The sequence below is a fragment of the Nostoc spongiaeforme FACHB-130 genome (assembly GCF_014698475.1).
GTDB lineage: Bacteria > Cyanobacteriota > Cyanobacteriia > Cyanobacteriales > Nostocaceae > Nostoc_B > Nostoc_B spongiaeforme.
The window spans coordinates 1-18,553 of record NZ_JACJTB010000007.1; the positions used below are offsets into that span (position 1 = coordinate 1).

Consider the following 18,553-nt stretch of genomic DNA (forward strand, 5'->3'; position numbering starts at 1 on the left):
CACACTGATACATCCCGAACTCAGAGGTGAAACGCTGCTGCGGCTACGATAGTTGGAGGGTTGCCTCCTGCCACAATTGCTCGGCGCCAGGTCTCTTTTTCCTAAAAAGCTCCTTAGTTCTAACATTGTACTGAGGAGCTTTTTAGTATTTATCTCTCTACTTTTAATATTTGCACACAAGAAATATTGAACACAACACGACAAAGATATATCGCGCTTTAACTTATCTAGTCTGGGGGAGCCTTCAAAATTATCTATACTAATTGCAAAACTTGATAATAATCATAAACTTACTTTTCTAAAACTCTTAAAAAAGCGTCGTTTTGCTAAGGCTGGTAGCGCAGAAGAGAAACGTAGCAAAAATTTGATTTCTTCCCACTTTGTCCATAATTGCTAGACGCTATATATATCAATAGGCTTCAGTTAAAATCCCCCAGCCTGCTGTGATCCCCTTTTGAAAGCAGTGCTGTTTCATTCCCTGAAAGTCCATAATTTACAAGCGTATCAATCAAAAAAGTCAGGTTGTTCAACAACTTAATTTCCTGATGAACCAGGCCATCGCACTTAAATTTTCTGCTTGAAACAGTAATTTTTCGATTGTCGGCTCACTAAAATTTCTGACTGATACTCTTGAAAAAATCCTAATTTGAGCGAATGAAACAGCCCTGGGGGTAGGTGGATTGGGGGATTCTTCTGAAGATTAAAACTTTAACTGAACTCTATTTATCTATAAATTAGACATTTGCTCCAGTTGCAGTTCCACCCAATCGTTGTTGAATTTTGGCTTTAGCTGCTTTAAATTCTGTAGCGAGTTGCTCACTTTGTTGAGTGTTCAAGTTATTGCGGATGGCAGCAAACATTGTGCTTTCTTCTTGACGAATGTGGTCGCCAACGATATCCATCAGATTTCTGATTCTATCTTTGAATTCAGAGGTTGAAGGACTCATACCTTTAATTTGATTTAAAAGCCGCTTCATTTCAGCTTGTTCATCATAAAGTTCTTGGGTATCGCTTTCACCGTAGAAGGAACGAACTCTGGGGTAAACTACTTCCTCTTCAGCTTCAGCATGGGCAGTTAAATCTTTGTAGATTTGACCAAAGTATTCTTGAATCTTTTGAGGATTATTGCTTTGGAGCAATTCAGTAAACAAGATATTTACTTTGTTATGATCCAAGCGAATCACGTCTTGGATGTTCATATCTTGTTTGTCAGAACCTTGGGTAACAGCACTACCTACTGCGCCGCTAAAGGCTGCGATCGCATCTTGAACTCTTGCCCAAATTCCTTGGTCTGCATCTTGTCCAGTTAACTCACGCACACCTAAGATTTCGAGAATACCTTTGAGTTGCTCTTGGTGAGCGCGGTTTTCAAAGTTAACAGGATTGATAGGCCCAATTGCTGCCATCACATCAGCACCAACTTTTTGTGCTGCTTTATGTACTAACAAGCCACTCAAAACTTGTTGATGCTTTAATAATTCGTGCTGGGATACTTTTTCGTAGAAACTCAGCTCCGAGCCTTGCATCAGTTTGCGAACTTGTTCAACCATTTGCTGAACAGTTTGTTTCGGTTCTTGTTGAATACCATACTGCACAATTACAGTTTCTATAATGCCCAGATTTTTGCGATCATCTTCCAGAAAATCCCGGATGCGATCAGAGATTTCACTATCTGTACATTCCCTCAAAAATAGCTCTTCATTTTCAATCAGTAACTGTTGAACTAATTTAATACTAGCTAATTTACTAGCTATAGCATTACGCTTTGTATCATCTAAAGTTGATACCATTTTGAAGTTCTCCTCAAAAATTAATCAGATTATTACTAGTCACAGCTTGTCATAAGACTTAATCATCTTTCCTCTTTCTTTTGAGCGATTAATTGCGTCACTTCAGATAGAAAGGGATGTTTTTTGAACATAATAAAATCTGATTCTACTTTTGGATATACACAAAAGAAATTTTGTCTCCATCGTTAGATAGATAAAATTTTTAAATTATTTTTCTAAATTTTTCAAAGAGAGTCAAACACGAGATAAGAGTGCAATGTCAGAAAGCCCTGGAATCGGAGAGCAAGCACTAAATAAAGCTGCCGAAATAGGATTATCTAGCCAATTGGATGAGGTAGAAAATCTAGATGTCAATATTAAAACTGACCCACTAAAAATGGTTCAGGGACAAGTAGATGCTGTAGAAATATCAGGTGAAGGTTTGGTAATGCAGCAAGACCTCCGAATGGAGGAATTAGAAATGCAAATGGGAAATGTTGCCATCAATCCTTTAAGTGTAGCTTTTGGCAAAATTGAACTGACTAAACCAACAGAAGCTAGTGCCAGAGTTGTGTTGACTGAAAATGATATTAACCGTGCTTTTAATTCTGAATATGTACGATCGCAACTTCAAAACCAGAAAGTACATATTAATGGTCAACTCATGAGTATAGAACCGCAATCTGTAGAATTTAGCTTACTTGATCATCAAAAGATATGGCTCAATGCAACTATTCAATTAAAGGAAACCTGTGAAACTCAAAAAGTTGCTTTCTCGGCAATACCTAAAGTCAGTGCTAATGGAGAAACTGTATCTTTAGCAAATGTCGAGTATGGGGAAGGGGATGAAATTTCGCTCGAATTGACAAAAGCTTTAATTGAGCAAACCAGCGAAATTCTGAATTTATCTAACTTTAATTTAGAAGGTATGAGCTTGCGAGTTAAGCAGATAGAAATAGAACCAGGTAAATTAACTCTGCAAGCAGAAGCTTATGTAGAAAAGATTCCCTCAGCTTAAACAAAGGATAATTATTTATGGAAATTATGGAAACTTCAGAAACAACATCGGCTTCTAGTCCTTTTCCCAATATTCCACCGATTATTGAGAGTGATGATCGAGAGTATCGTGATACTGGCGTACCTAGCACAGTTGCGATCGCGGGACATCCTTTACACCCTTTAAGTGTAATTTTCCCGATAGCCTTTTTAGCCGCAGCTTTAGGAAGCGATTTTGGCTATTGGTTAACTCGTGATTATTTCTGGGCGCGGGCTTCTTTGTGGTTGATTGGACTGGGATTGGTTGGAGGTTTAATTGCAGCTGCGATCGGGTTAAGCGACTTTTTGAAGATTGAGCGAGTCCGTAAACGCACGGCTGGTTGGGCGCACCTGATCTTGAATGTTTCTATCTTAGTTTTAACGCTGTTGAACTTTCTTTTGCGTTGGGGTGACGCAGAAGCCCGGATTTTACCTTGGGGATTATTAATATCTCTAGTAGTGGGAACGTTGACTAGTGTTTCTGGGTGGTTTGGTGCAGAACTTTCCTATCGCCATAAAATTGGTGTAGTAGGGGCTGGTAGTAAAAGATATCCATAATTTGATTTGAGATTCAAGTTATGACGGCTAAAATTTTAATTTGTAGAAAATGCGTCACAACCGTAACTCAAAAATATTCATCATCTTTTCTTTGCTCATCGTTACAGCGATGGGCTTTTTATTTAGGGATTGCTAACTAAAAAGATATCCTTCCCCTACACCCCCATATCCTTACAGACGTACACCCTCTTTCAGATCAGAGGGTAGGGTAAAAAATAAACATATCCTCTATTGAAAATTGGATATTTTGCTTATGATATATTTGGTTGTATTTTAGGTTGGTTGTGGCTAGGAAAATTAAGGAAAATAGGCAATGCAAAAAAGAGTAAAAGTCAAACCTAATTCTAAACAACAAAAAGTTGAAGAACAAGCAGATGGAAGTTTAACTGTATATTTAAAATCGCCGCCGATTGATGGGAAAGCGAATGAAGAATTAATTAAGGTTTTAGCTGATAAATTTGATGTGCCGAAGTCTTATGTCAGTATTAAATCAGGTTTATCTTCTCGACAAAAGTTGATTGAAATTCAAACTGAGATTTAATATTCCTACTATTTTAGTTATTGGTTTTGACTAAACGTTCATCTAGCCAAGCTAAAGCTGCACCGGATGTCTCTGCTAGGATGCTGATGAGACGATATAAAGCGATCGCACTAATCACCACAGCCGAGGGAAAACGATTCTGCAAAAGTGCGATCGCTGTAGCTTCAAATACACCTATCCCCCCAGGCGCACCGGGAACTACTAGCCCTAACAGCCAAGCAATACTAAAACCCCCAAATAATAACGGAAATTGGCTAAAGTTGATGGGGTAAATTGCCAACATAGTCAAAATAAACCCCAAACTACGCAGTCCTAAAAATCCGACTTCTCCTAACAAGGGGCGAAAGGGATAACGTTCAAGATTGATAGTTACTGGTGACTGATTACTATTAAGCGATTTTTTATTTTTTAATCTGTATAAAAGGCGAATTACTGGATTTAAAAACCAAGGATGTATGCCACAAAGTATCACAAATAAAATTACAAATTGTAATATTTGGAGAGCTAAATTAGTCTGAGTCACAGCCAACTGACTGCCAAATAAAACCACAATTATCAAAGCGGCTGCTGCCATAAGTAATGGTTCTAATAAGACACTAATGGTTGCTATCCCTCCAGAAATATTGGCATTTTTTGCAGCCATAATCCGCCCATAATAATGCCAAACATTACCCGGAAGATATTTGGCAATATTAGTTTTTAAATAGGCTTGAATAAATGGAATCGATGGTACGGGTTGATTTAAATCGTGCAAAACCCAAGTCCAAATCCAGCCAGCCCACGTATGTGCTAATAAAGTTACCCCTGTGGCGATCGCTAAAATTGCCCATCCTGCTGCATCAATTCTGATAGTTGTTACTCCTACCCAATTATCCTTTAAGGCTTTAGCAACAAAAAACAGTGTCCCACCCAAAATCAACCAGCGTAAAAATTGCTTCATCACTTTAGCTAAGTCTTATCTCTCTACAGTCAGATGTAATTATTACATAATCATTGAATATAATGCGACTTAAGCCAGATGTTTGATTAATATTTAGTAATTAATATGGGAAATTGTTGGTCAAACAAAAGTCAACTAAAACAAGAATTTAACTTGCTTAATTAACTATTAAACCAGTAAATAAACTTGTTCATAGTTGCAAGGAGGTAATGATGACAAATTTAACGGCGTTATGGAAAAACTTCAGAATACGCCAAGTTATAACAGTATTTTTGGCAGGTATGATTTTGATAGTCAGCACTGCTTGTAGTAGTGGAGATGTGACAGGGGCAAATCCTCAAAATCCTGCTGTACAAGCTGGTGGTGCAAACAATCCTTATAAGAATGGTGGAGATAAATATACTAGAAATTTAAGCAATAACGCTTATTTATCTTCTAGTTTATTAATTGCTACAAATCCAGAATCAGAAATCCTCTACCCTGGTGCAGAAACTCCTCAAGGTAGAGTCGAAAAGGAAAAAGAATTACCAATAATTACAAAGGAAAACTTTCAAAAACCTGAACCTGGAAATTTAATTCAAAATGAACCAGATTTAGGAAGTCGTGTGCAAGAACGGCTGGAAACTGTCAAAGAACAATTTCAAGATGCAAGCAGCTTTGTTAAAGAAAAAGCTGATGAAGCAAGTGCTAGACCAGAATTGCAAAAAAATCCGGCAGTCGGCAGATAGAATTTTTGTTCTAGTGTGGGAGACTTCCATAAATTTTTAACTGATACCAAATTGAAACAGGAGTAAAACTATGAACAGAGTCATTAATTGGTTCAAGAATATTCGCCCTTTGAAAGTGTTAAGTGTTTTCTTAGCAGGTGTTTTTCTGATTTTGACCCAAGCTTGTAACAGACCTACTATTGCAGGTCAACCACCACAACCCAGCGCCCAATCACCTAATACTGAGCGTTACGATCCCACCAAATCTTATAACCTCAATTCTCCTGAAGGTGGGATGAATAACTTTAGTGATGTAGATCCGAGAGCGAAAAATTTTGAAAAAGCTGCTAGAAATCGAGCCGAAGATTTGAGCCGCAATGCCGAAAGAAATATTAACGAAAAAGGTATTGATAGCCCAGAACAATATGCTCGGAATTATCGCCAAGGTACACCTTTACCAGAAAGAATAAAAAACTTAGGTGAAGATATTGGTAGTTCTGTTCAAGGAACAGCCGAAGGTGTAGCGAAGGGAACAAAACGTGGTTTAGAAAATATCAAAGAAAACACCAGTAATACAGCTCAAGACTTAACTAAAAATGCTCAACGCGCAGGCGAAGATGCTGGTGATACAGTAAACCGGACATTGAGAAATATTGACTAGAATTTAGTTAATTTCCAGTAGGAAATAAAAAAGAGAGGAGTTAGAATCATTTTTTCTAACTCCTTTATTCTTATTGGTATATAGCAATCCTATAGCAATCCTAAATGAGTTGTGAAAAGATATTTTTTTTTAACGAACCGCATAGACGCGCAAGCGGCTTCCAGCAGGGTAGGACGCAAAGGACACAAAGAAGGAAAAGAAAGAAAAGAAAGAGAATTTCATAAATTATTTTACGAATACCAATGTTGCAGGGCAACTCTGTGAACTTCTCGCCAAGGCAGATTGTGTTGTCTGGCTAATTCGGCGCAGTCTTCATATTCTGGCTGTACATTGGTGATTGATTTATCTGGTGATGTTCCTTGCCATGCGACTTTGACACGTACTTTGCCATATTTTGTTTCTACTTGTTGAATTTCTCGTTGCAGGATGGCGCGTTGTTGGGTGGTGCGGCGAATACCTAAAGTGCTGGTTTCACGGAATAAAACTGCTTCACATTGGGTTAAATTATCCTGATGACAGATAACTGTTAATAAGATACCAGGACGGGATTTTTTCATACCTATGGGTTGGGTGAAGACATCCACTGCACCTGCGGCAAATAAGGCTTCAAACACATAGCCAATTGCTTGGGGACTTAAGTCATCAATTTGAGTTTCGAGTACGGAGATGGGTTCTAAAATCGGGCTGATTTCTTGAAAATTGCGGACATCTGCCTGAAGGCTGGTGCTTTCACCCAGCCACAGGCGTAGTATATTGGGAATAGGAAGATTGATAGTTCCCGCTCCCAATCCCACTTGTTTAAGTGTCATCGATGGCGGATTACCAAATTCTTTGACTAATGTGGTAGCGATCGCAGCTCCTGTTGGTGTTACCAGTTCCTTTTCAATGCCGTTACTGTAAACCGGGCAACTTCTCATTTCCCATAATTTCAACACTGCTGGCACTGGTACTGCCATTTGACCATGTGCAGCCCGCACTGTACCGCCACCTGTTGGCAATGCCGCGCAGTAAAGTAAGGGGAATCCTGAGCGATCGCTATCAATGCCCAACCAATCTAAACCCAAACAAGTGCCGACAATATCTACAATCGCATCCACGGCACCGACTTCATGGAAGTGGACTTTTTCAGGGGCAACCCCATGCACTGCCCCTTCTGCTACTGCTAATTGTTGGAATACTGCTAAACTCCAAGCTTCCGCCCGTGTTGGTAACTTTGCCTGACGAATCATCTGCTCAATTTCTGGCAGATGGCGGCCATGATGGTGATGATGTTCGTGGTGATGGTGATCGTGATCATCCTCCACTAAATCCACATGAACCTTAGTTGCCTGTTGACCATTTTTTTGGACAAGTTCCGCTCGTAAATGGTACTCTTGGGCAATTCCTAAATCATTTAATTTTGTAACCAAATACTCTACAGGAACACCCAGACTGACTAAGGCTCCCAGGCACATATCGCCAGAAATTCCCGTTGGACATTGAAGATAAGCTATTTTACTCATAGGGGTTAGTCAATAGTCACTCGTCATTAGTTATTATCCCCCTGCTTTCTTGTCTTCCTTGTCTCTCGTCCTCCTTTTCCAAATCACCGTGTTTCTATGGCAAAAATTTTCACAGTGCATCCGGATAATCCCCAAAGTCGTCGAATAGAAGAGATAAAGTCTGCGCTCTCACATGGGGCGGTCATGCTTTACCCTACTGATACGGTCTATGCGATCGGTTGTGATTTAAATGCCAAGTCGGCGGTGGAAAGAGTGAGGAAAATCAAGCAGTTAGCGAATGATAAACCACTAACATTTTTATGTCCTTCATTGTCAAATGTAGCGACTTATGCGTTTGTCAGCGATACAGCTTATAGATTGATGAAGCGGCTGATTCCCGGCCCTTACACATTTCTACTCCCCGCCACTAAGTTAGTACCGCGACTGGTACAAAATCCTAAGCGGAAAACAACTGGGATTCGCGTACCGAATCATACTGTATGTCTGGCTTTGCTAGAAGCGTTAGAAAACCCGATTATTTCCACTTCAGCACATTTGCCAAGTTATGAGGTTGATGATGGGAAATTTAGCTCAGAAGGTGAACCGCAGCTATCACGGGTAGAGTTATTTGATTATCTGGATAACTTAGTGGATGTAATTGTAGACACTGGTGAAGAACCAACATATCAAGTATCGACAATTTTGGACTTGACGGGAGATGAACCAATGATTACAAGACGGGGGTTAGGTTGGGAAGCAGTAGCAGCTTGGGTTTAAGAAACATACTTCACAAACTGAAATTGCCGTTTCGCAAACCTAGGTTAAAAACGCTCCAGTTTGGGGATTGTCATACTAAGTCATGGCTGGGAGTGGGTAGTCAGGATAGGAGTAAAAGTATATCTAGCAAGGATTTGCACCAATTGTGGACGCGATGCTTATATTTGTGTTGTCTGCAATTTGGTTACGGTGTCAAAAAGCGACACATTACTTTCACTGTAACTTTTTTAAATTTCCTACAGTCATATACATAAGCAGTGCTGGCAATGAATCTTGTATGGATGAATACTTAATAACTTTCCAGACAAGAACGTTTTCAGATGCTATCTTTGCGTTGTAGTTACGGTGCTATACCCTACCCTAGGAAAATTCATGAAAGCTAACCTTGTAAATCTACCAACCTCCACACCCAATTTTGTTGTTAGCAATGTTGCTATTGAAGAATTCTCAGAGGCAGATACTTTAATACAATTGCTGTGTCAGGAAATACAGGCGCAGGTCAAGGCAAGTTCTGGATGTGTAAAAGCTGTAGCGCAACGCATAGCCAAAGAAGTCAGAAGAATTTGTGATAAAAGTTCCCGTATCCAAACATCTGGACAAGTTCAATCTTGGCAGCTAACTTTAGCAAAACATCGTCTGCACAAGTGTCTGCACTACTACCAACTTGGTTCTCGGCGCGGACGGGTAGAGTTACACAGTAGTTTGGGTGCGATGGTTTACCGTCATGTTATGCCATCCGGCTCAGAATACGGATTTGACGCACGTTACAATTTAATAGAAGATTTTCTGCAAGCTTTTTATATTGAGGCGATTAAAGCTTTCCGCCGGGAAAATGAATTGGCTGAAGATTATCAACCACGCACTCAGCTGCAATTAGCAGAATATATGGCATTTACAGAACAGTATGCCAAACGCCGCATTAATTTACCTGGCGGTAATAATCAACAGTTAATTATCTTACGCGCCCAAGGTTTTGCCCGTCGTCAACCCCAAGAAACTCCTGTAGATATTGAAATGGCGGTGGAGTCAGCGAAGGGTGAAGATGCAGAATCTTACCAACGTAATCCAGCCGTGCAGCAAATTCGCTCTAAAATGATTGCTCAAGGTCATGGTGATTTGTCGGAAGAATCAGAACGCGATCGCGTCATCTCAGAATTAGTAAAATATTTAGAATCTCAAGGTCAATCTGACTGTATCGACTACCTCAGCTTGAAGCTGCAAGACCTGTCTGCACCCGAAATTGACCAAATTCTCGGTTTAACTAGCCGCCAGCGTGATTATCTGCAACAACGCTTTAAATATCATGTCGAAAAGTTTGCCAAGCAGCACCAATGGCAATTGGTTCATCAATGGTTAGGTGCAGGTTTAGAACAAAAATTAGGTTTGTCTTCTCAGCAGTGGGAAACTTTTATCCAAGTACTTTCCCCCCAACAACAGCAAATTTTGCAATTAAAAGCAGCCAGACATAGTGATCAAGCGATCGCTAAAGCCCTAAAATGTACTCCCAAACAATTACAAAAACGTTGGACTCATCTCCTAGAAATTGCTTGGTCTATCCGTAACGGTAATAGCGAAGTCCAAACCGGTTGAGTTTCAGTGCAGAGTATCGCTGAAGTCAACACACAGAACACAAAAGTTTTCTTCACCCAAATTTATCTGCGTGTATCGGCGGTTAACTACTCTGAATCTCAAGCATTTTTCACTACTTTCTTAGTACACAAGTACCAAAAATATCCTACTTTTTTCCCCTTTGAAAATTCATATTAAGTAACTGTCTATATGTCCCTGCTTCCATGAAATTCTAGAATATATAGAAAATTGACGGAGGACTTGAGAATGACTATGACTCAAGGCAAACGGGCAAATCAGGCAGGGCGGATTTTAGAAAGTAATGTAGACGCAATATTAACCGGACATAATTATTTCCAAATCGGAAATCATGTCACCAAAGAATATCTTTTAACTGCTCATTTATTACCTAAACGCTACGCTAAACAAGTTTATATCGGCGCAGGTCTTTATAATACTTTGTTAAAAGTAGATTTTTTTGTTGTTGGCTTACCCATCACACCCACTGGATTAATTATTGAATGTAAATGGCAAGAAAGTGGCGGTTCTGTAGATGAAAAATTTCCGTATTTGAGTATGAACATTCAAGAATATTATCCAGCTCCAACAATTGTGGTGATTGGTGGTGAAGGTATGCGCGAAGGTGCAATTCAGTGGCTCAGACAGCAAGTGAACCTAAATCATAACTTACTCGGAGTTTACAGTTTAGATAGGTTTATTGCTTGGGCTAACAAAAATTTTTAGTAAGAAGTAATTAATAATTCGCTGATAAGTCCTCGCTTTTTAGTATTAGAGTTAATCGAGCGAGATGCAGCGATATCATAAATATTAAAACTGATTTCTGTGTAGATTTTTCTGATAAATTCGCAATCGGAATTACAAACCATCACCTTAACACCACGATTTGCTAACTCAGCACAAACATTTCGCAACCGGATTTGGTCTTGTTCACCAAAAGAATTGCCATTATAACCAGTAAAATAACTAGTATTGCTAATAGGATGATAAGGCGGATCACAAAATACAAAATCATCGCTACTATTAGCATAATTCAGCAAATTAATAAAATCTGCTTGCCTAATTTCCGATGACTTCAGAGCTTGAGATGCGGCTCTGAGTAAATTTTCCTGACAAATACTCGGATTTTTATAACTACCTAAAGGCACATTAAATTTACCTTGAGAATTAACTCGATATAAACCGTTGTAACAAGTTTTATTGAGATAGATTAACCGCGCCGCTTTTTCTAAATCATTATTAGTTGTATGAGAGCGGACACTATAATAATAATCTCGATTATGTTTAGCTTTATGCTCTTGTAATAAGCTAATTAAATCTTCCACTTGATCCCTAACGCAGCGATAAGTAGTAATGAGTTCAGCGTTAATATCTGTTAAGATTGCTGTGGTTGGTTGTAAATGAAAAAAAATCGCACCACCACCTAAAAATGGTTCATAGTAAGTCTGATAAAACTTCGGAAAATAATTAATATATTGTTGGATTAACCTACTTTTACCCCCTGCCCATTTTAAAAATGGACGTGGGCAAATTTCTGGAAGCATTTGAATAACCATTGACTGATAAGTTCACTAATTTAAGCTAGTAAATATAACAAAATATCGCTAATGCAGCATATTCTATATTAAGTGAGTAATTTTCATCTGCATAGATTACAATTAGGTAGATAAAGCATATCAAAACAAACGTCAGTTCATAACAAGGCAGTTTAGATTTCCATGTTTGACGGATTTTGGGATAACGTTTTTCGCTACCCCCGCTACTTAGTTACTATCCTCGTTGGGCTTCTGGTGAACACATTCGAGCCATTATTGCCCTTGTTAAAACGTCCAGTCACCTTAGTTGCTGTTGTCGGCTTATTACTGGGCGGTCTTACCTTTGTAACTCTTACCCTCCGCGCTATGCTGGGTTTGAGTGCAGTTTAGACTGGGAACGATGGGAGGCTGTTGCTTTTGGTGTTACTCAGCACTCAGCAACGCCACTTGCTACAACGGAGGAAACCTCCGCAACGCAGTGGCTCCTCAGCACTCAGCACTTTATTTATAACCTCTGTGAACAGGCAAAGATTTTATGGCTACAAATCGCCGCGTTTCCCGTGTTGCTGAATTAATCAAACGGGAAGTTAGCCAAATGTTACTCAACGGCATTAAAGACGACCGTGTGGGTACAGGTATGGTCAGTGTCACTGATGTAGACGTTTCTGGCGATTTGCAGCACGCCAAAATCTACGTCAGTATTTATGGTACGGAAGAAGCTAAAGCCGAAACAATGGCAGGCTTAAAGTCCGCCACTGGTTATGTACGTAGTGAACTTGGCGCTAGAGTCAGGCTACGTCGCACCCCAGAGGTAATTTTTATCGAAGACCGTTCTATAGAACGCGGTACTAAGGTATTATCGCTGTTGAATAAACTCCAGTATGAGCGATCGCTAGAACCTGACGACACTGAAGAAGACATTGGTGCAGAAGAAGATTAACAATAGTCATTAGTTATTGGTCATTAGTCCTTGGTCATTAGTCATTTGTATTGACCAAGGACAATTTTTCCAGATGGTTATGCAATTTGGATATGTTTTAGCTTATCTGTCAAAATATTCAGTCATACAAAACTTTCTTCTCTAACCTCTATTGTTTCTCTGGTTTGGGAGTTTTTTGATTATCTTGCTTTTCTTCGGGCGGAAAAGCTTGTTTACCGACATTTTCGGCTGCTTGTTTAAATAAAGGTTCGATTTTATTGCGCCAGTATTGAGTATCGGGTAACTTTTCGGGATGATTTTTGTAATCTAAAACTTTATCCCAATTACCATCGTCAATTGCTTTGTTGATATCATTAAATAGAGCATCAGCCTTAGACCAATCTTGCTGCCATTGGCTAATGATTTTACCTGTTTCTTGAATACCAGCAGAAGCATTGGCAGGAATTGACTTTAATAATGCGATCGCACCGACTAAATCTCCTGACTCATACTTCTTCTTCGCTTGTTCAACAACCTTATCGCTATTTTCATTCACTTTTGCTGGTTCTGATTTTTCTCCATCAGCATTTGCTGTCTGTGGTGGAGTTGTGGTTTTAATCGCTTTTGGTTTGGGAAGGGGTCTGGCTGCAATTAGCGTACTATCATCAACCGTCTTAATTGCAATACCTTTATCCCGCAGACAACCCAGCCATTCATCATTGTTAGAAATCACATCTGCATAAGCCCAAGCCAAACGCCCAGAGTTTAATCTCACTTGTATCCAATTGCGTTTTGTCCGCAGGCCAGTCACCTCAAAAGCTGTGTCCTCACCAATGGTTTTGAGAACATTATCAGAATTAATCGAACTCGGTTCCGAACGAATATTAGAATTACCTGTTACCATTGCCAAGCACTTATTCCCCGCATGAACGTTTTGACCTGTAAAATTAGCGGTGAAATTCTTAACATTCGGATAGACATTCGCCACCAAAGCCGCCACACTACCAGCTAAAAGTATCCCAATTAATAATGGTAAGGGGTCAGATTTACTAGAAGTTCTGCGGGTAGGTTTGCTAACACCAGGATTTGCTGGCGCGAGTGCGAGAGTTGGTTGAAAAGACGAAGCAGGTTTAGCCCCAGAGTAAGCATGATTTATCAGGGGTTCTGGTGGTGCAGCTGGTGTTAACACAGGACTCATCACATTTACACAAGCTTGCAGTGCTTCGGTGGCTGTTTGGTAGCGGTCTTTAAAGTGATAATGCACCATCTTCGTTAAGATTGATGCCAAGCGATAGCTAACGGGGGCCAAATGTTGCCAGCGAATCTCGCCTGTATCTGGGTCTTCTTGTAACTCAGAAGTTGATACCCCTGTAATTGCTTGAATGGCAATCATCCCTAAAGCATAAATATCACTATTGGGGCGAGGTTTACCTTGTCCTTGTTCGGTAGGCATATAGCCAGGAGTCCCAATAACTACAGTGGCCGTAGTTTGTCCACCCACCGTCACCATTGAGGAACTTAACTGTTTAACTGCGCCAAAATCTACTAAAACTAATTTATGATCTGAAGAACGGCGAATAATATTATCTGGTTTAATATCGCGGTGAATCACACCTTGCTGATGGACAAACTCTAAAATCCCTAATATTTCCTGTAACATTTGCAAAACTTGATTTTCATTCCAGCGTTGACCAGAAATGAGTTCATCAGTTAAGGGATGTCCTTCGATATATTCTTGAACTAAAAAGAATTCCTGATTTTCGTCAAAGTAAGCCAGCAGCCTGGGAATTTGGTCATGATATCCCAAACGTTCCAAAGTTTCTGCTTCGTTTTGGAACAGGCGTTTGGCAGTTTCAAAAATTTTGGGGTCAGAACTGGTAGGCTTGAGGTGCTTGACAACGCAGATAGGGTTTCCTGGCCGCCTTGTATCTTGGGCGATGTAGGTTTGACCAAACCCTCCCTTCGCCAGCACTTGAATTACTTGGTAACGATTATCCAGTAGCTTACCGATCATATTCCCTCCCCAGAGTTATTACCTAATTTTCCAGCTGGTAATAAATATCTCCAAATTTTTTTCCTTGAAATCCGCTATCTTGAGAAAAGATTTGAAATAAATACGTAGCTTTTTTATAAACCCTGTTTATTAACTGTGCCAATTTTAGATTTTAGATAGCCGATTTTAGATTTTTTTGGTTTATACTCCGCCAAGTCAAGGCGTAATATCAATCAACTTTCAAAATTTAAAATCCTCAAACTCTTTACCCTAGCGGTTAGAGTCAATCCAAAATCCAAAATCCAAAATCCAAAATCGTTTGACGACCGATGCCACCTAAAATAACCAATCCACTTGCATGGCAACAGGCTGAACTCCTCATGCAACCAGCTTTCATTAGAGTTGTGGATAACATTCGCAAGCAACTCGACGCATCTGCTTGGAAGGGAACCTACCATGATGTGCTGATTTGGCCGCCTAGTACCACTGATGAAATAAAAGCCTTGGTAACAAGACTGTTGCAAGAGATGGAAAGTGCCGCACCAGAACAAGCAGAGGAAATCCGTAATACCCTGTCTCGGTTGCCAATGCCCCATCCAGGATATCATTTGCAATTGCAACGTCAAGAGCAGCAAGTCAGCGTTGATTTGTGGGAATTGTGTTATCAAGTTTGTTTCGCCAATTACAGCCCGGAGAATGAGGCTGTGGATATTGATACTAGTTTAATTGATGAGTTGGGTGAAGTAGATTGGCAAAATCTGGAAAATAAGACAAAAAATTTAGTGGCGCAGGTGTTTGCAAGTTTACCTGATAGTTAAGTAAAAGTATATTGACTGAGTTGGCGATCGCTCCAACTTCAAGTAGGTTTTAGCCCTGAACTCTGTGTGAAAATTAATAAAACAGAGGATAATTATTCACCATGACGGAATTACTTGAACAAGCAATTATCAAACTCAAAAGCTTACCAGTTAATCAACAAGATGCTATGGCAAAAATGATTCTCGAAGAACTGGAAGATGAACAGCAATGGGATGCAGCTTTTGAGCGTTCTCCAGATGCACTAGCTTTCTTAGCTGCCCAAGCAATGGCAGAATATCAAGCAGGTAAAACTCAACAACTAGATCCAGATACATTGTGAATTCTCGCATCACGTCTCAGTTTCGCCAAGCTTTTGGTAACTTACCTGAAAATGTGCGAGAGCAAACCCGTCAAGCATATCGCCAATTTAAACAAGACCCAAACCATCCCAGTTTACGTTTCAAAAAAGTGCATTCAGAATTACCTATTTATTCTGTGAGAATCAGCAGAAGCTATCGAGCCGTTGGACAGTTAGAGGGAGACACAGTTATTTGGTTTTGGGTGGGGTCACATACAGAGTATGAAAGGCTACTATCTCAGATGTAATATACCAGCTATTACAGGCAATAATTATGGGGAATGGAACGCACCATCAAGTAAGCCTGTCGGACTACGCTCAATTTAGCTGTGTTTATTTCTGGTCATCTGTGGTTTAATTGTCAAAACTTGGGCATTACCCAACATCCATCATTCCAACACTGCTCATGATTGACATTGACGGTTCCTACGGGGAGGGAGGCGGACAAGTTCTCCGTACTTGTCTGAGTTTAGCCGCTATCACGGGTGAACCTATTCGCATTGCCAATATTCGCGCCGGACGCAAAAAGCCAGGGTTAGCGCCACAACACCTGACGGCAGTCCGCGCGGCAGCGAAGATTTGTCAAGCTCAATTACAGGGTGATGCTTTGGGTTCGATGATGCTGGAATTTATTCCCAGTCGCCCAGTGCAGCCGGGAAACTATACTTTTGATGTCAGTGAAGTGCTAGAAGGTGGTTCGGCTGGAGCAATTACTTTAGTTTTACAAACAATTCTTTTACCTCTAGCTTTAGCCAAGGGTAATTCTCAAGTAACGTTGCGCGGTGGTACTCATGTTATCTTCAGCCCAACGATGACATATATTGAGCAGGTATATCTGCCGATGCTTCAGCGTATGGGTGTCCAAGCATCTGTGAAATTAGGTGCTTGGGGGTGGTATCCCCAAGGCGGCGGAGAGGTAACATTACAAGTGAGTGGTGGTAGTCAACTCAGTGGCATAAATTTACTCAAACGCGGTAATTTACGCCAAGTACGGGGACTGGCGGTGGTGACGGAATTACCTGCTCATATTCCTCAACGAATGGCAAATCGGGCTGAAAAAATATTACGCATAGCTGGTTTCCAGGTTTCTATACAAGCCTTACGGGAAAGAGGTGTTGCTGCGGGGGCTGGGATTTTTCTGACGGCTGAATATGAGAACAGCTTGACGGGATTTGGTGGGTTTGGGCGGTGGCGCATGTCATCGGAAAGGGTGGCTGAAATTGCTTGTGAACAACTGTTGAAGTTTCATCAAACAGGTGCGCCTGTTGATGAGCATTTAGGAGATCAGTTAATCTTGCCAGCAACTTTGGCTACGGCACAAAGTCAGTATCACGTAGCGAATATTAGTACCCATTTGACAACCAATGCAAAGGTGATTGAGAAATTTGGGCTGTCGCGGGTAATGGTGGATGAGGTGGAAAAGATTGTGAAGGTAGTGCCGATATAAACATGACTTACGCACAAAGGTTGTCTGTCAAGAATGGGGTAGGGGTGTAGTTGAGCAAAAATCCTTACACCTCCCTCAAACCCTTGATTTCGTGTCTTTTTGTGTAAGTTCTATTTTTAATCCAACATCTAAAATCTAAAATTGGTAAACCGCACCTTTCAGGACGGTAAGCACAACTCTTGGTTGATTTTAATATTTGTTACGTTTCGTTACAGTAGAGACATCGAGAGGAAAAACTAAATCTCTCGGCAGCTTTCAAAGGTGAACGACATGAATGGCACAATTCGCGTTGGTAATCTCTTCGGGATTCCGTTTTACATCCATCCGTCATGGTTTTTGGTGTTTGGCTTAGTAACCTGGAGCTATAGTAGTGGCTTGTTAGCACAATTTCCTCAACTGTCTGGGGGGTTAGCGTTGCTACTAGGATTGATGACGGCGCTGTTATTGTTTGCTTCTGTCGTCGCCCATGAATTAGGACATAGTTTTGTTGCTTTGCGCCAAGGAATTGATGTTAAATCCATCACATTGTTTATCTTTGGCGGTTTGGCGAATTTAGAAAAAGAATCGAAAACTCCCGCAGGCGCTTTTTGGATTGCGATCGCTGGCCCGTTAGTCAGTTTATTATTATGTGGCATCGTCACAGTAATTGGTGTGACAACGCCTGTATCGGGGCCACTGGCAGCAGTTCTGGGTGTTTTAGCTTCCGTTAACTTAGCTTTAGCACTGTTTAACTTGATTCCTGGCTTGCCTTTGGATGGTGGTAATGTCCTCAAGGCTCTAGTGTGGAAAATTACAGGCAATCCCTACAAAGGTGTGACCTTTGCCAGCCGAGTTGGACAGGTGTTTGGTTGGGTGGCGATCGCTTCTGGTATACTGCCACTGGTATTCTTTGGCAGTGCAGCTAACTTCTGGAACTTATTAATCGGCTTCTTCCTGTTACAAAATGCTGGAAATGCAGCCCAATTTGCTAGAGTCCAAGCGAAACTTGATGGATTAACAGCCGCAGATGCTGTCACCAGCAATAGCCCAATCATTTCTGCAAACCTCAGCCTGAGAGAATTTGCTGATGAACAAATTCTATACAAACAAGACTGGAAACGCTTCTTAGTGACAGATGATGCAGGACAATTAGTTGGTGCGGTGACACTCGATGACTTACGGAAGATTCCGACAACTCTGTGGACAGAAACTCAAGTTCAAGAAATCATGCGCCCAGTTGCTGCATCCACCACAGTACAATCAGATCAACCACTCTTAGAAGTCATCCAACTACTAGAACAACAAAAACTCTCAGCTTTAGCTGTAATTCGAGAAAATGGCGTACTCGTGGGGATTTTGGAAAAAGCAGCAATTATTCAACTTTTGCAAGGACAAGCTTTAACTAACCCCGCATAAATGTTTCATCACTAAAGACTCCTTCTCACACCTCCTTCAGTTCATCTGAGGG

20 protein-coding genes are annotated in these 18,553 nt (G+C 40.6%); 15 read left to right on the forward strand and 5 right to left on the reverse strand.

Annotation, left to right across the window (positions count from 1 at the left end; translation table 11 throughout):
- Nucleotides 1-734: 734 nt before the first annotated feature.
- The gene (locus tag H6G74_RS08300) at nucleotides 735-1,790 is read right to left on the reverse strand and encodes a hemerythrin domain-containing protein (protein ID WP_190967217.1); all 1,056 of its coding nucleotides are present in this window, start codon (nucleotides 1,788-1,790) and stop codon (nucleotides 735-737) included.
- Nucleotides 1,791-2,046: 256 nt separating this feature from the next.
- On the opposite strand from H6G74_RS08300, the gene H6G74_RS08305 reads away from it, so the two are divergent.
- The 3 genes from H6G74_RS08305 to H6G74_RS08315 all read left to right on the forward strand — a co-directional run bounded on the left by H6G74_RS08305 (nucleotide 2,047) and on the right by H6G74_RS08315 (nucleotide 3,903).
- Nucleotides 2,047-2,787 (forward strand): LmeA family phospholipid-binding protein, encoded by a 741-nt coding sequence (locus tag H6G74_RS08305; RefSeq protein ID WP_190967218.1) that lies wholly within the window; start codon nucleotides 2,047-2,049, stop codon nucleotides 2,785-2,787.
- A 26-nt stretch (nucleotides 2,788-2,813) separates the two neighbouring features.
- The gene (locus H6G74_RS08310) at nucleotides 2,814-3,362 is read left to right on the forward strand and encodes a DUF2231 domain-containing protein (RefSeq protein WP_190967337.1); all 549 of its coding nucleotides are present in this window, start codon (nucleotides 2,814-2,816) and stop codon (nucleotides 3,360-3,362) included.
- Nucleotides 3,363-3,675: 313 nt separating this feature from the next.
- On the forward strand, nucleotides 3,676-3,903 hold the full coding sequence (locus H6G74_RS08315; protein ID WP_190967219.1) for a DUF167 domain-containing protein: 228 nt from the start codon (nucleotides 3,676-3,678) through the stop codon (nucleotides 3,901-3,903).
- 13 nt (nucleotides 3,904-3,916) lie between these two features.
- Here H6G74_RS08315 and H6G74_RS08320 read toward each other — a convergent pair whose 3' ends face one another.
- Nucleotides 3,917-4,843, reverse strand: coding sequence for a lysylphosphatidylglycerol synthase transmembrane domain-containing protein (locus H6G74_RS08320; RefSeq protein WP_190967220.1), 927 nt, complete (start codon nucleotides 4,841-4,843; stop codon nucleotides 3,917-3,919).
- A 212-nt stretch (nucleotides 4,844-5,055) separates the two neighbouring features.
- Here H6G74_RS08320 and H6G74_RS08325 point away from each other — a divergent pair, with 212 nt between their 5' ends.
- Both H6G74_RS08325 and H6G74_RS08330 read left to right on the forward strand, forming a co-directional pair.
- On the forward strand, nucleotides 5,056-5,571 hold the full coding sequence (locus H6G74_RS08325; RefSeq protein WP_190967221.1) for a DUF6658 family protein: 516 nt from the start codon (nucleotides 5,056-5,058) through the stop codon (nucleotides 5,569-5,571).
- A 70-nt stretch (nucleotides 5,572-5,641) separates the two neighbouring features.
- A complete protein-coding gene (locus H6G74_RS08330) occupies nucleotides 5,642-6,211 on the forward strand; it encodes a hypothetical protein (RefSeq protein ID WP_190967222.1) in 570 nt (189 codons plus the stop codon).
- A gap of 230 nt (nucleotides 6,212-6,441) precedes the next feature.
- Here the strand turns inward: H6G74_RS08330 and larC are convergent, their stop codons facing one another.
- A complete protein-coding gene (gene larC, locus H6G74_RS08335) occupies nucleotides 6,442-7,713 on the reverse strand; it encodes a nickel pincer cofactor biosynthesis protein LarC (protein ID WP_190967223.1) in 1,272 nt (423 codons plus the stop codon).
- Between the two features lie 96 nt (nucleotides 7,714-7,809).
- On the opposite strand from larC, the gene H6G74_RS08340 reads away from it, so the two are divergent.
- The 3 genes from H6G74_RS08340 (at nucleotide 7,810) to H6G74_RS08350 (ending at nucleotide 10,782) form a co-directional block, all read left to right on the forward strand.
- Nucleotides 7,810-8,469 carry an L-threonylcarbamoyladenylate synthase gene (locus tag H6G74_RS08340; protein WP_190967224.1) on the forward strand — a complete coding sequence of 220 codons (660 nt, stop codon included), beginning with the start codon at nucleotides 7,810-7,812 and terminating at the stop codon, nucleotides 8,467-8,469.
- Between the two features lie 372 nt (nucleotides 8,470-8,841).
- Entirely contained in the window at nucleotides 8,842-10,059 is a 1,218-nt protein-coding gene (locus H6G74_RS08345; protein WP_190590991.1) for a HetZ-related protein, read from the forward strand.
- Between the two features lie 246 nt (nucleotides 10,060-10,305).
- Entirely contained in the window at nucleotides 10,306-10,782 is a 477-nt protein-coding gene (locus H6G74_RS08350) for a PD-(D/E)XK nuclease superfamily protein (protein WP_190590993.1), read from the forward strand.
- Here H6G74_RS08350 and H6G74_RS08355 read toward each other — a convergent pair.
- Nucleotides 10,779-11,612 (reverse strand): DNA adenine methylase, encoded by an 834-nt coding sequence (locus H6G74_RS08355; RefSeq protein ID WP_190967225.1) that lies wholly within the window; start codon nucleotides 11,610-11,612, stop codon nucleotides 10,779-10,781. The two genes, H6G74_RS08350 and H6G74_RS08355, sit on opposite strands and share 4 nt — an antisense overlap.
- Nucleotides 11,613-11,774: 162 nt before the next feature.
- On the opposite strand from H6G74_RS08355, the gene H6G74_RS08360 reads away from it, so the two are divergent.
- Nucleotides 11,775-11,981, forward strand: a complete 207-nt coding sequence (locus H6G74_RS08360; RefSeq protein WP_190967226.1) for a DUF751 family protein — start codon at nucleotides 11,775-11,777, stop codon at nucleotides 11,979-11,981.
- A 145-nt stretch (nucleotides 11,982-12,126) separates the two neighbouring features.
- Complete coding sequence (gene rbfA / locus H6G74_RS08365) at nucleotides 12,127-12,531, forward strand: 30S ribosome-binding factor RbfA (protein ID WP_190967227.1); 405 nt, start codon at nucleotides 12,127-12,129, stop codon at nucleotides 12,529-12,531.
- Nucleotides 12,532-12,679: 148 nt separating this feature from the next.
- On the opposite strand, the gene H6G74_RS08370 is transcribed toward rbfA, so the two are convergent.
- Complete coding sequence (locus H6G74_RS08370) at nucleotides 12,680-14,524, reverse strand: serine/threonine protein kinase (RefSeq protein WP_190967228.1); 1,845 nt, start codon at nucleotides 14,522-14,524, stop codon at nucleotides 12,680-12,682.
- 308 nt (nucleotides 14,525-14,832) lie between these two features.
- Between H6G74_RS08370 and H6G74_RS08375 the strand changes: the two genes are divergently transcribed.
- The 5 genes from H6G74_RS08375 to H6G74_RS08395 all read left to right on the forward strand — a co-directional run bounded on the left by H6G74_RS08375 (nucleotide 14,833) and on the right by H6G74_RS08395 (nucleotide 18,501).
- A complete protein-coding gene (locus H6G74_RS08375; protein ID WP_190967229.1) occupies nucleotides 14,833-15,321 on the forward strand; it encodes a hypothetical protein in 489 nt (162 codons plus the stop codon).
- Between the two features lie 101 nt (nucleotides 15,322-15,422).
- Nucleotides 15,423-15,641 carry a hypothetical protein gene (locus H6G74_RS08380; RefSeq protein ID WP_190967230.1) on the forward strand — a complete coding sequence of 73 codons (219 nt, stop codon included), beginning with the start codon at nucleotides 15,423-15,425 and terminating at the stop codon, nucleotides 15,639-15,641.
- Nucleotides 15,638-15,907, forward strand: coding sequence for a ParE family toxin-like protein (locus H6G74_RS08385; protein ID WP_190967231.1), 270 nt, complete (start codon nucleotides 15,638-15,640; stop codon nucleotides 15,905-15,907). Before H6G74_RS08380 ends, H6G74_RS08385 begins: the two co-directional genes overlap by 4 nt.
- 158 nt (nucleotides 15,908-16,065) lie before the next feature.
- Complete coding sequence (gene rtcA / locus H6G74_RS08390; RefSeq protein ID WP_190967232.1) at nucleotides 16,066-17,106, forward strand: RNA 3'-terminal phosphate cyclase; 1,041 nt, start codon at nucleotides 16,066-16,068, stop codon at nucleotides 17,104-17,106.
- A 270-nt stretch (nucleotides 17,107-17,376) separates the two neighbouring features.
- Complete coding sequence (locus H6G74_RS08395; protein WP_190967338.1) at nucleotides 17,377-18,501, forward strand: site-2 protease family protein; 1,125 nt, start codon at nucleotides 17,377-17,379, stop codon at nucleotides 18,499-18,501.
- Nucleotides 18,502-18,553: the final 52 nt, after the last annotated feature.